Source organism: Paenibacillus sp. FW101-FHT12H11, assembly GCF_058790355.1.
In genome coordinates this window covers 841,287-855,195 of the sequence record NZ_JBYTCO010000001.1, presented here as the reverse complement: position 1 = coordinate 855,195, position 13,909 = coordinate 841,287, and the positions used below count along the sequence as shown (strand labels likewise).

9 protein-coding genes are annotated in these 13,909 nt (G+C 45.9%); 2 read left to right on the top strand and 7 right to left on the bottom strand.

The features are described from left to right. Positions 1 to 2: 2 nt before the first annotated feature. Complete coding sequence (locus AC3WTJ_RS03560) at positions 3 to 1,319, bottom strand: efflux RND transporter periplasmic adaptor subunit (RefSeq protein ID WP_492520592.1); 1,317 nt, start codon at positions 1,317 to 1,319, stop codon at positions 3 to 5. Positions 1,320 to 1,339: 20 nt separating this feature from the next. Then, entirely contained in the window at positions 1,340 to 1,999 is a 660-nt protein-coding gene (locus tag AC3WTJ_RS03555; protein ID WP_492520591.1) for an HlyD family secretion protein, read from the bottom strand. Positions 2,000 to 2,265: 266 nt separating this feature from the next. Between AC3WTJ_RS03555 and AC3WTJ_RS03550 the strand changes: the two genes are divergently transcribed. Then, entirely contained in the window at positions 2,266 to 2,844 is a 579-nt protein-coding gene (locus AC3WTJ_RS03550) for a TetR/AcrR family transcriptional regulator (RefSeq protein WP_492520590.1), read from the top strand. Positions 2,845 to 2,975: 131 nt separating this feature from the next. Then, complete coding sequence (locus tag AC3WTJ_RS03545) at positions 2,976 to 4,421, top strand: PAS domain-containing sensor histidine kinase (RefSeq protein ID WP_492520589.1); 1,446 nt, start codon at positions 2,976 to 2,978, stop codon at positions 4,419 to 4,421. 64 nt (positions 4,422 to 4,485) lie between these two features. Here AC3WTJ_RS03545 and AC3WTJ_RS03540 read toward each other — a convergent pair whose 3' ends face one another. The 5 genes from AC3WTJ_RS03540 to AC3WTJ_RS03520 form a co-directional block, all read right to left on the bottom strand. After that, complete coding sequence (locus AC3WTJ_RS03540) at positions 4,486 to 4,959, bottom strand: hypothetical protein (RefSeq protein WP_407868664.1); 474 nt, start codon at positions 4,957 to 4,959, stop codon at positions 4,486 to 4,488. A 23-nt stretch (positions 4,960 to 4,982) separates the two neighbouring features. After that, a complete protein-coding gene (locus AC3WTJ_RS03535; protein WP_492520588.1) occupies positions 4,983 to 5,990 on the bottom strand; it encodes a DUF3231 family protein in 1,008 nt (335 codons plus the stop codon). A 43-nt stretch (positions 5,991 to 6,033) separates the two neighbouring features. After that, positions 6,034 to 6,627 carry a CBO0543 family protein gene (locus AC3WTJ_RS03530; RefSeq protein ID WP_492520587.1) on the bottom strand — a complete coding sequence of 198 codons (594 nt, stop codon included), beginning with the start codon at positions 6,625 to 6,627 and terminating at the stop codon, positions 6,034 to 6,036. Between the two features lie 228 nt (positions 6,628 to 6,855). Beyond that, complete coding sequence (locus tag AC3WTJ_RS03525) at positions 6,856 to 7,341, bottom strand: hypothetical protein (RefSeq protein ID WP_492520586.1); 486 nt, start codon at positions 7,339 to 7,341, stop codon at positions 6,856 to 6,858. Between the two features lie 180 nt (positions 7,342 to 7,521). After that, on the bottom strand, positions 7,522 to 13,908 hold the full coding sequence (locus tag AC3WTJ_RS03520) for an S-layer homology domain-containing protein (RefSeq protein WP_492520585.1): 6,387 nt from the start codon (positions 13,906 to 13,908) through the stop codon (positions 7,522 to 7,524). Position 13,909: the final 1 nt, after the last annotated feature.

Sequence of the window (13,909 nt, the reverse complement as noted above, 5' to 3'; positions counted from 1 at the left end):
TCCTATTCGGCTTTGACCTTCGTGCCTTCAGCCAAGTTATCGGCAGGCTTCACGATGATTTGTTGATTGGCTTTGATCTTATCGTTAGGCATCACGTAGAGCCAATCCTGGTTTTTCTCTTCTGTTTTCACTTCAACGAGATGTGCTGTGCTGCCCTCTGCGGTGAACAGATATTCTTTTTGGTCCTTTTTGACCACTGCGCTCTTCGGCACTTCCAGACGACTCTGCTGTGCAGCATTCAGCTGGACTTCCGCCACCATGCCGGCAAATAACAAACCGTCTTTGTTATCGACTTTTACTTTAACTGGAAATGTGTTGCTGTTAGTGTTGGCTACCGGGCTGACGAATGAAATCACGCCTTGAAAACTTTTATCCGGTATATTCTGCACCTTCACTTCAACGGCCATGCCTTCTTTCACCTGTGTAATCTGGCTATCCATCACGCTAAGCTCTACTTGGACTTGATCCATATTGACAAGTGAGAGGATCTGCACTCCGGCCTGTGCCAACTCACCTGGTGAAATGCCTTTTTTCACAATGACTCCGTCGATTGGAGCCGTAATTGTCGCATTGCTTAGCCCGCTATTCGCAAGCTCAAGCGTAGCATTCAACCGCTCAACATCCGCTTGGAGCGCTTTAATCGTATTTTCTGTCGGGCCCACTTTGGCAAGCTCCAGCTTAGCTTCGGCCCCTCTCAATTGAGCTTCGGCAGATTTCTGTGCGCCTAAAGCCTGCTCGTAACCGGCTTTTGCCTTTTCATAGTCAAGCGTTCCTTTATCCAAATCATCTTGCGATACACTCGAGCTGCTCTCGAACGCATTGCGAAGACGATTATAACTGCTTGTAGCAAGATCCAACCCTGCTTTAGCTTGCTCTACGGCCGCTGTTGTCTGTTGGTAAGCCCCACCCGCTGCAAGAATAGAACTCTGGAGTCCTGTAATCTCTTGCGTACGGGCACCCGCTTGCGTATCAGCCAGCTTAGCCTGAGCTGCGGTGGAAGAGTATTCAGCTTGTTTAACCTGTTGGGTCAACTCGCTGGTCTCCAACTGAACAAGCACATCCCCCTTTTTCACCTTGCTGCCCTCTTGCACGCGAACTTCGGCTACTTTACCGGACGCCTTCGAAACGATATTAATGCTCTGATCAGGAATGATTTTGCCATTCAGGCCAGCCGCTGCTCCTTGCCCCAGCTTGATGACTTGAACAGGAACGCCTGACGCTCCTGATTCTTCTGCTTCAATCGCCCCACATGCAGGTAGAACAGTAAGGGTAGCAAGCACGAAAACAGCGGGAACTATTAGTTGATTTAATCGATTCATTTGAACTGGCTCCTCTTTGTTTAATTGCTCTTCAAGTGAATTTTGATGGTTGTGCTGATTCCCGGCAATAGGTCAAGCCCTTGATTGTCTTCAATCGATATTTTGATAGGAATACGCTGTGTGACCTTAGTGAAATTCCCGCTTGTGTTCGTTGAAGGCAGCAGCGAGAAGGTCGATGCGGTAGCTTTGCTTATTTCTTTTACCTTCCCTGTTAAGACCTTGCCTGGGAAATTATCCAATTTAATCTCAACTTTCTGGCCTTCATGAATTTTATTGATGGCCGTTTCCTCTATATTGGCTGACACAAATAGCTTGGTAGGGTCTACAATCATCGCTACAGCCTGGCCGACTGACGCCACTTCGCCAGTCTTAATCAAGGTCTTGATCACCGTGCCTGCGATCGGAGATCTTAATGCCGCTTGATCCAAGCTGCTCGTGGCCAAATTGTTGCTATCCTGTTGTCCGACGATCTGATCGGCAAGCACATGCGCACCTTCATCGACCTGCAGGGACGTCACTTTCCCCGTAATACGTGGCATCACTTTATAGACATCGCCGGCCAGTCGGGAATCCTCGGTCGAGATGAAGTTCTGTCCTTCATACCAGAAATACCCGGCAATACTGCCTCCGCCAAGAACGATAACGGTTAAAATGACATACAGCATAATTTTTCGTTTCATGTTTTCTCCTCTTTCTTATTTTCCGTTTAACACTTGTTTTTAACATTCGTTTTTAACAAACGTTAAACTCTATGGTCGTTATTATATGACCTCGGGATTAGAGCCGTCAATGAAAATTTTTCCGACAATCGATTCCCCAAAAATAAAATAACCCGCACTCCTTTTTAAGGAGCCACAGGCGTTTGACTATTGTGATATTCTCCTATAAAATTCGTTAGAACAGGTGTTGCTAACAACTGTTATACGGAGGTGCAGTTGAATCCTACATGAACAAACAAGAAATCGATGTTAAACAAAAAATTATCATATCTGCCAAAAAGCTGTTCTCCGAACAAGGTTACGAAGGGACAAGCGTCAGAAAGATTTGTGACGAGGCCGGTGTATCATTGCCGCTGGTTTCGTATCATTTCGGAGGCAAGGAAAACGTATTTCTGGCTATTCTTGAACCGCTTGAGAAACTGCCCTTTTCTGCCGAAACCGGGGACCCCAAGCAAGATTTGCAGAAATATCTAGAGGTTATGATTGCTTTTTATCAACAAGATCGGGAAATTTCATTAATTGTTAGACAAGAACTAGCCATGAATAGCACAAGAGCGGACAAAATCATTACGTTTATTCAAAACTCTACAAATAAATTAAAGAGCATTCTGGAAAACGGACGGGAACAAGGTGTTTTTCAATTTGAATCCCTTTCGAATGCTTTGCGTTTTATCTTTGGGAGTATGAGTATGATCTCGGTCTCCCATACCGGAATGCTAGAAGTGATCATTGGAGAAAAAGAGGCCGGCGACTATCCAATTGAGAAAGAAGTTATTGAATTTATTTACAAGGGTATTCGAAGTTAATAGCTGAAACTACAACGAGGAGCCTCTCCCATCTGTCAGGGTAAGGGGCTTTTTGTGCGCAATGAAAAAGGAAAACGCTGCTCTTTGTCCAATTCTTTTAATATGGATCTTACGACGTTTTAGGAGGATATATGGCAAAGAATTTGGATGTTTCACAGCCCGAACTGTTCTCTCAAGTATTCAAATACTCCCCGATTGGCATAGCTTTACTCTCCATGCAAGGAAAATGGCTGAAAGTGAATGCATCGTTATGCCGAATTACGGGTTATACGGAATCAGACTTCCTTGACATGACGATTCAAGACATCCTTCAAATGGATGATATAGACAAAACGTGGGATATAAGGGATCAAATTTTAGATGGCAACATGGATAATTTCCAAATGGAGAAACGATTTATCCACAAAAATGGTTACACCGTATGGGTACTATTGGCTATCAATTGCATGAAGGACGAAAGTGGACAGCCCTTATATTTTATAACGCAAATTAAGGACATTACAGAAAGAAAGTTAGCCGAAGAGGATCTGAAAGCGAAAACCGAGCAATTGGAATCATTTATTGAAAATAATGCGGATGCCATTCTAATTTTTAATAACGAAGGTTTTGTTCAACGAGTAAATGAGGCATTTGTCCATATTTTCGGGTGGTCGAAGGAAGAAGTCATTGGCGTTAAATTACATCTCCTCCCCTTCATTCCTCCTGAATGTTCAGAGGAGTTCAAGCATAGCCGTGAGCAAGTACAGACCGGGCGGTCCGTCAATGGTGTCGAAACGAAACGGTTACATAAAAATGGGAATCTGGTTAACGTGCTATTAACCGCTTCGCCTATTCTTGACGGGAAAGGAAAACAGATTGGTTGGTCCGTTATCTTCAGGGATATTACAGAGTGGAAAATTGCCCAAGAACATCTTCAAAATTCCGAGAAATTATCCGTAGCCGGGCAGTTAGCCGCTGGTATCGCTCATGAGATCAGGAATCCTATTACGTCCATTAAAGGGTTCATTCAATTGATGAAGTCAGGGTTTGGAGAAAAACCCCTCTATTTCGATATCATGACGTCCGAAATCGAACGGATCGAATTGATTCTAAGCGAACTGTTAATACTGGCGAAGCCGCAATCGATTAAATTTGAGAGAAAAGATATTCGGGTGCTGCTGAGCCAGGTTATGACGCTTTTGGATTCACAAGCGATCCTGAACAATGTTGAATTTCTGGCTGAGTTCAAGCCAGGAGCTACACATCTTTACTGCGATGAAAATCAGTTGAAGCAAGTATTTATCAATTTTATCAAAAATTCCATTGAATCCATGCGCGATGGGGGTAAAATAACGCTTGAAGTCAGTAGCGAAAATGATCAAGAGATGATGATTCGTCTAGCTGACCAAGGCTGCGGAATTCCCAAAGAAGCTCTCTCCAAGCTAGGTCAACCTTTTTATACAACCAAAGAAAATGGAACCGGCCTGGGCTTTATGGTAAGCAAAAAAATCATAGAAAATCACGCCGGTAAAATCAAAGTTGAAAGTGACGTCAATAAAGGCACTCTCATCGAAATAACGCTGCCTTTTTCCAATTAAATGAATCCAGGAAGCAAAAGACCGCCTCATACCCGTGAGCCGGTCTTTTTCAATGGACTATTCCTTATTTCTGATCTTCGGACCGTATAAATCGCTTCGTTACTTTCATCAACATGAACCCGACCCCTAAACCAATTGGCGCGCAAATCATAGGAAGCCATATCGGGCCTAGCAGCACATTTTTTATACGGAATGTTGTGGAATACATCACACCGACCGTAACCAAGTAGGCAGAGAAAGCGAACGGTATATACATGAATGGCCTTTTTTCACCAATCGCATCTCGATAAGCGTCCCACATAGCAAAGAAATAGAGACAAGGATAAAACATTAGCCATTGATAATTGGATAGCTGCGCTGCTTCCTCCATTTTCCCTTGAAAACTTAACATGATAGCTGTATTAAAATTGGATTGGACATTGATTAATATTTCTAATCCAATGAAAAGAACGCCTTTTGCAATCTTGCCATCCAAAAGTTGAGGGAATCCTGGCAGTGCGATGCTCCATAAAATTTTCTCAAGTTCATCTTTTGTCATAGGGGTCTCTTCTTTATTTGTTTTTACTGCTTGATTAGTTGTTTGCGGTCCTCCATTTGCGGCGGTTCCTCCAACCAACCATGTTTAATCATCAGCTTAATGCCATCGTGGGTATAGACATAGATATCCTTGGCGAGTAGTCCTGCCTTTAAATTCAAATCATTTCGCAACGTGAAAATAGTGCCAAAACTGCTGCTGACCATGCCGAACGTATTGAGAAGGTGAATGCAAAACATCATCAGTTTCTCCGAAAATGGGGCCATCGTAGAAGTTGTTACGGTACTCCCGGAAGTAGCCGAGAACTGGATATTGCTTTGGAGGAGGATATCTTCAAAGATTGTAATTTGTTTCTTTGCAAGTTCCATGCCCTTCACAAAATATTCCTTTACTTCCGGGGTATTCGCACATTGGGCAAAGCCTGAAATGAGCTGCAACCCCACATTGTTTGTCTCAATCCCATGATGCAGAATGCCGACTTCGATTGTATTTAAAGCCCTTTTATCCCCAAAGAGATTGAATCCGCTTAAATAGTCTTTGCTCTCAATAAACTCATTGGCAATAGGCATCGTCACTTTGGGTGGCGTAGTGAGAATCCCTTTTTTCAGCAAATATTCGGTCGATCGTTTATAGATATTCTGAGTAATGACGGTTAACCCCTCATAAATATCCATCACCTCGCCTTGGTAGGACATATTTAAATTGAGGGTATACATGCCCATGCTTATTTCTTTCAAAATGCGAAGGAACATGATATCAAATCCATTGTCATACAGTTTCGGCGCCTCTAAATTGACATCCCCTTTGGTAAAACCAACAGGTACGACAATGCCTTGATTTTCAAACAATTTGGTAATTTTATTCACATAATGATCGAGATCCTGCCATAAGCCACCCATAATATTTCTTGCTTCATGATCTTCTGTTTTCGCTATGAAGTAATCCAACACCCGAAGAATGAGTGTCTTTTGCTGATAGGTAAGCCAAAGTGTCCCGAGCTCTGATGAGCTTATGGAGTCTGCTTGCTTTATCATGATGTCATCTCCAATTAAAGAGCAGTCTTGTGGAGCTCTCTATTCATCTTATTTTCTTTTTGTTCCTAGTATTAAAATTGATGACCAATTCCCGATCGACGTTAAAATGGAGCACGTTGCTCTGAGTCAGGTCAACGAATCCTTTTACCAGAATTGCAATGGGAACTAAGACGATGAACGACTGCCAATAGGACCATCTCATAAGCTGATACATACCGAGGGACACGAAAATGGGCTCACCGATAAACGAAATGACTAGCGAAGCCACTACACCAGCAATCAGAAATGACTTCCAGCTGGAAAACCTCTGATACAAATAGGCAAAAATACAGGGAACCACAAAGAAGTCGACGGCATTTAAGTTCTCAGTAAATGGGATTAGCTGATGCGGGTAGCGCCACAAGTCGAAAAACTTACCGATTTGGTCGACAGCCCCGACAATAATAAATGCCGTCATGAAGGCTAATACGATGCTGAGTGTCCTTTTACGATCCATAGCAATCAGCAGCAGCACAAAAACTACCAGATTAACAATGACGATAACCCACCACTGGAATGAAAAAACGTCTTGTTGCAGCCAGTAATCGAACTCCATTCGGCTCTCTTTAACGTTTAATTCCTCTATTTCATTAGGCATATCTTTCTCCCTGTTCGCTACAAACTTAAATTCTTGTTCTTTATTATTAAACAGGAAGACAAAAATATGTATCGTTGGGAAATGTTATTTTGGCCAAATAAAACTTTTCATGCTAAGGTCAAATGGCTTGGGACGCGGAAACTCAATATGTAAACGATTATTGCTGAAAATAGGATGAAAGGCCAAAAAGCCCAAGGATATAAATCCCCGGACTTTTGGTTGTCTATTTTAAATCGAAAAACCTTTCATCAACGGCATGATAAATTGAATGGCACCCATGCCAAGTTTCATAAAGCTGCCTATGTTGCTAAACAAACCGCCAGATCCGCCTGCGCTTTTGGCAGCACCTTGACCAAGACCTCCCAGTAATCCGCCACCTGCGGAGCCCCCTCCAAATAAACCGCCAAGTCCTCCGCCACCAAGCAGCCCAAGTATGTTACCTAAACCGCCGAAACTGGATATATGCGCTTTAGATCTCACTTTATTTCGTGGAATCTTCTTGTCGCCTTTAAATCCTTGGAGAACAACTTGACTAACCTGCACTTCTTTCAGAACGCCATAATAGACAGAACCATCTTTGAGTACTACGCATACCGGTGTTCCTAGACTGGCTGCTGCTTGCGCGGCGATCGTTGGCGAAGAAGGCGTTCGTCCTTTCTGTCCGGCATTGACGCGGCCGTGCTTTCTTGTGGGGTGATGATAAGTTCTTCTCATACAGCACACATCCTTTTCATGATGTCCCTATCTTGTCATCATATGTTAAGAAGACAAGATTCGAATGTGCGCTTCCTGCAATTGTGTAATATCCGCAAATTTACCATAAGACAACAGTACATGGTCTTACATGCTTGAATAACAAAAAAGACAACCACAAGGGTTGTCTTTTGCAATGATTCATTTTCTTCTCTTGGCGTCCAGCATTTTGCTAATCATGGCGGCGGCCTCTTCTCTAGTAATCTGTGCCTCCGGATGAAGCGAGCCGTCCGGGTATCCGCTGATGACGCCAAGCTTCACAAGCATCGGCACATACGGCATTGCCCAGCCGGGGATAGCTTCAGCATCGGTGAAGGACTCCTCTGCACCACCCGCTGCAGCTGTATCCACTTTCATCATGCGGCCGATAATCGCAATGGCCTCCGCTCTGGATATCGGTACCGTAGGGTCCAAATATCGTTTTTCGTCTCTCTTCGTACCTCCGAGCCATCCTTGTTCTATTGCCGCTGTTACGTAAGGCTTTGCCCACGAAGCGACAAGCTCTTGATCCACGAACTCAGGTGAGATCTCGTGTATGGTGGTGACGGACGCTGTGCCCTCGGCACCCACGGCGATTTTGGCAAACTCTTGCCGCTTAATGGAACGCTCTGGTTCAAAGACTAAACCATTCCCAGAAGGAACCCCATTTACTACTCCCATTGAAGCTAATCTGTACACCATATCATGGGACCAATGACTAGGTGGCATATCCTCGAACACCGGCAAATCACCGTTATACAATAAGGCATATTTGCTAAAATGCGGCAACGAAGCGGTTATCGTGCCTGCTGCCGGGTCTACGCGACCACCGACATATTCCCACTTATGCATCTGTTCATCATACCAGTATATCGCTGCTCGACTTGGATCCTGAAGTTCTTCCAGACTATAGCGAACTGTCAGTTCTGCCGGTTTTTGAAGCACCGTAGGTTTATCGAACTTAAACTCATAAATGTCGCCAATCACTTTCAGACGACCTGCCTCATATTTCTTCGGATCCCGCACGGCTCCAATGCCCAGTCCAACGCTTTCCTGAAGCGGCTGAGCCGGTATGCGAATGATTGCACGATTGCGAATTTTAACGACACTTTCCTGATTGTTGGTAAGAATAGCAGACGTAATGTAATCAACGCCTTGCTCCTGCTCAATCAACCTTTGCAGAATTTTTTGCAGCGTATCTTTTACGGGTGAATCTGTGGATTCACCGCCACTGCCATCGCCATGTTCGGACGCGCCGGACGTTGGCGGCACATACCAATCATCGTATTGAACAGGAGGAGTCTCCGGCGCTCCACGCGGTTTGATTACTTTTACAGCCATCGTATCCTCAAAAGCAAAATCTCCAGCCACCGAATAGGAAGCTTTGATGACCATATCACCTTCATATTCAGCCTGTAGGCGTCCCTGCTCTGAAATGTCCCCATTCGTATCCCCCAAGAGGACGCTCCACTTCACACTGTTAGGATCAATGCTGAACGATTGTCCGTCTTTGTCTGTCCCTATGAGTTCCAACGACTGATCACTGCCTGCTTCTACCTGCAACACATCGTCATTCATCAGTCCTTCTTTCGCACGCAGCTCCACTTTGATTAGTGAGCTCAGTTGACTATTGACAACTTCGGCATTCAGCAGGTTTTCATTCCCTGCGATATCTTTCGCAGTTACAACGATAGGTTTGGACAAGTAGCCCTCCATAGGTATCGATTTCTCAAAGGCGCCACTCGTCTGAACGTCAATCGGCTCCTCATTTATCGTTACCGTACTCCCTGGCTCCGCCATCCCTTTCACGATGACCGTTTGCTGGTCAGATGCGGTGCGAGCACTTTCCACTTTTAAATCAGGCGCAGTCGTATCCGAAATCACACGAACGCTGGAAGCTGTGGTATCGCCTCGCGCATTCGTCGAGAATAATTGGATGACGTTCTCCCCTTCATTTAACGAAATGGATCGTTCCCAATCGGTCCCTGATTGCGGTTCTTGCTTTAAGTTATTTACAATAACGTCGGACGATACAGCTTGATCCGCATGCATTTGCAAGAGCGTACTGTTTTCATTCGTGATATAGGTTGTCGTTCCATCCTGCGTATACATATTGGTAATGGGCTCATGATTGGCATGAAGCACCGACAATTGTATATGGGCAGGCTGTGGTTCCGGTAAAAGGACCGCATCCGTAACCGCAGGCTCGCAGTAGACTTTGACGCCGTCAACTAATTTGTAAGCGCCGATGGACACTTTGTAAGAAGAGCCAGGCAGCATACCGACTTTTTCACCGGCTTCATTCCGCAAAGTCCCTCCGATATTCGCCTTGTGAACATCGCCTGCCAGTTCAATAACACCCAAGCTAGGTATGGCCTTCCCATTCTCGTCCAACACTTGTACGGTGTATCCATCTACCGCTTGCTCATTCCAGGAAAGCTCGATCAGTCCATTGCCTGCCGGGCGCAAGTGAACCTGACCTGGAGAAGCCGGTTGATGCGGATTCACCAGGTGCAACGGTTGGCTGCTGTATTTGCTGGTTACATTCGTATCGCCCTGTGATAAAACTGCCTTCACATAATACGTACCGCTGGGCGTCGGGTTCGGCAAAACGATTTGCGCAGAACCTGCGGAAACGTCAAGGTCTTGAACAAGCAGACTGCCTGGGTCGTTCTCATTGTTGGTGCTAAGGAATAAGGAAACCTTTTCGTTCGTCGTATGATCACTTTGCCAATTTACCGATATCTGTTGCGGATTCGTGGCATCCGGTTGTTGAATATCGACATTGGTGAATGTTGGAGGTACGGTAACATTTTCAAGTGTCCACTCCAGTTCACGATCTGTCGTTACACGCCAGGTGCCGGCCATGGGATGTTTCATCGAGATCAAAACGCTTTGCTCACGCTCTCCGGAAGCAGATTCTTCAGCTGGAACTTCCTGAATGTCGTAATTTTCGCCGGAGACAAGCGGGTACGGATTGCCGGCTGGATCCACGACTTGGAGCTCAGCGGGATCCCCTGAGAACGTAATGTCCAGTAAGGCCATCTCTTGCTCCGAAGAAACCGGAATGGCGTACACATTCGGATTGGCAGCTTTCAACAGTCTTCTCGTTGGCTGCTGCACATTACTTCTTGGCCCTGAGCTGGCAACGGTCTTCATGTTCGTTCCGAAGCTCATCGTGCCGGAAACGCTCCCTGACTCATCATAATACGTCTGTTCAATGAGGCTCTTAGCTGACTGCTCGGGAGCCGCTCCTTCATTGCTTGGTGCTGCCTCTCCAGCCATTAAGCTTCTGCTGCTCATTAAGTTACGCTTGCCCAACGTGATGGACGGCTTTTTGTCGCCCCATTCATACTCAAAGCCCCAAGGAATGCCAATAAATTCTACGTTTCCTGCCACTTTCTCCGAGCTAATTTCGCCCTCGGCCGCTGCAAGCACCAAACCTCTCGGAAGCTTCACTTGCAAATTGCCGCCGCCAGCCAAATAAACCGGTCCGAGCTTGCCATGCTGCTCCGGATCGTACCGGAAGACAACGTAGACTTCGCCGGTGAGCAAATTTTTAATATTAATTTTGGCTCCAGCCTTGAGTTCAACGCCAAACTGCGAGAAGGAGTCCTTGAGCAATACGCTTCCGTATACTTCTTCCAGGAGCTGTATCCCGAGCACCTCGAATGCGCCGGAGAATTCAACCCCCCGCATCGATAGCCCTACCGTGGCATCATCCGCTTTAAACACTTTGGCGATGCTCAAGCCGCCAATCATTTCTAATTTAAGCGGTGGCAGAAACTGATAATTGCCCATTAACGTATCGTAGATGTTATAAATTCCGCCTCCACCCTTTGTGATATACGCAACCGGAGCGATTGGTATCAGCGGAATACCCGGTTCCCCGCCGACAACGAAGCGGAAATTATCGATAATCGGAAAATTCGTATCGGTTAATCGTAGGGTCAGCATTCCGTTCAATTCGACCACTTTAAATTGAACATTGGCTTCAATTTCATATTTCTTCTCGAACGTATCTACCCGAACAACACCGTCTACCCCCAGATCAAGTCCTGGGACCAGATTTTTCGGGAGCCCGGCTTCCCCTTCGGCTCGCAAACCTAGAAAACCGAATTTACCTGCAGGCCCAAAAGCATTGTCCAATTGCCGAACGCCGAATTTAGCCTCATCCAAATCGACGGAGACCAACACGGAGCCTGCTCCATCGTCTTCGCCGTCTACATTCTCCGTTACATCTGTCGGCGGATTCGTCGGTGGATTCGACGAATTGGCTGAGTCCCCCTCTTTCCCCGTGTCTTTCTTAGGGCCTGGCTCGAAGTCCAGGGCAAGCCGGCCACCGAAGGATACGCTTTCTGTTCCAATCACAGCGTTCTTAATATTAAGTTGAAACCACGCGAGTCGTTGAATAATCGATAAACCTTTTAATACGTCCCACTTGATTTCAATCTTCTGTTCCTGCTCATCTTCCTTGGCTTCCAGCGCGTATTTTTTACCGTCCTCCAACTCAACGCTGAAAGGCCCATAGGCAAATTTGAAGTTCGGGATCGAAAGTGCCCCATTTCCTTTCAAATTGATATAATCATGATCGTGCGTGCTATCTTTGGCGCTCTTCTGAATGGTAATCTTTTGCGAAGCCTCTCCGAAGATAGCGGTTAGCATCTCTGTTGTATCGTGGTGAATGACAGAGTTGATCGTCGAACCTTTATCAATTTCATAGACAACTTTCCCGCCATCGCCGTTTTTCGCCAAGATGGAACCACGGATTTCCAGCAGCGAAACTTGGCGGCCGCCGGATCGTTCGAACTCCATTTTATAATTCGCAAGCTCGGTTTCACTCTTTACAGGCAGCAAACGGTAGGTTTGCCCCGTCTCTTGCGTCATGTTATCGCCAACGACCAGCAGAATACCGTAATCTTTCGATTTAAAGCTTTTATCCAGCGTAAACTCGATTTTTTTCTCGAATACTTTGCTGCCTGCTGTCAACCTCACCGTGTAGGAGCCTACTTCAAGCTTATGCTGCTTCCACAGGTCGCTGGTTAAATTCAATTTGGCCGTAATTTGTTTATCATCTTGAATGGATACGTCCGAAGCAGGAATCGCTACACTTGCTCCATCGCGATCTCGAATAACGTCCAGGTTCCAACCTGATGACCCTTTCAAAATCTCAAACCCTGCTCCTTGCAGCGTTAGCGCAGGTTTCTCATCGAGCGTGTACAGTTTTCTCGGGAAAACCTCCATCAACTGCATGCTGGGAATTTCCCCCGTTAAGGCAGGAAGAACAACATAAGAAGCCTGAATGCTCTCCTCTCCGCCTGCTGCTTGGGCGATAACTTGAAATTGCGCTGCTTTATAAGCAAGCTGCACTTTAGGTTTTACGCGCCAGGAAACGGATTGTGTCTCGCCGACCTTCATACGGCCTACTACTTTCGTTATTCCCTGTCCGGGTGCGAGCTCGAGCTCATCAGGCAAGCCTAGTGTGACCTGAACGCCCTCCATATTCACCGAACGGTCAATCGCATTATCAATATCAACGCGTATCTCAAACTCATTTTCCTTGTAGCCGTTACGATCATCGTTAAGCATCAGCTGCTTGGGCGCACCCACTTGCAACCGGTACGTAGCTTCTTTTTTTGATGTGAAAAAGCTGCCTAGACCGTAGTACGTCTCGAATACAGCCTCACCACCCGGGGCAATGTTAGCCGGGTCCCAATAAAGGGCGACTGCACTATCGGCAGAACCGTAAGCGTTCTGCTTGTTCGTAAAATCGAGCAACGGATTTACGGTGTAATCCCATTTGGTTTGGGAAATGCCATTCCAATGGGCAATAATCATCTGATTTGGCGCTTTGTTTCCCCAGCCTTGCATAAAGCCGTATGACATCACCTTGGGATTGATTGGATTGTCCGTCGCACTCCAATAATAAGGGAGCTGCCCTGTAATAACCTTTTCATTGGAAATGTACGTATTCCCGCCAGCGACCGAAATGGGAGAAGCGTCTTGCGGTCCGAGCATCGTATCCAGCAAAATCCGGGAGCCCACACTCTGATTCTGATTGGTTTTATTTTTCACTTGATACGAAACTTTCATATTGCCTGCGTTAGGATTCGTAGGATCGTCGACGAGTGTTAGCGTCTGCGTAATATTCATACCTTCGATGTTCCATACCGACTTATTCGTCAATCCCTGATTTGCCGGGGAAGAGGTAAAGCTTCCGTTCGATCCGAGGAAGCCATATCCGTTGCCGAAAATATAATCCTTCCCGTTAATGCGGAACGTCGTGAAAGAAGTCTCCGGGAGCTGTTCTTTAAAGAGCAGCGCCTTGTTATCGTCGCCGCTCTTTAACGGAGAGCCTTGTTTGGTATTGACGCTGAACCTTCCCGTCTCTTTATTCACGCTGACTTCCATGAATGCATTGGAAACTGTAAGTGGTGTCAGCTCATCTTCTGCGGCCAACGCCAACCCGCTTCCGATCGGAAAGAGCAGGACAAACGCGGCTCCAATGAGCGCTAATTTTTTGCCTATCTGAAATCGATCCTTGATCATT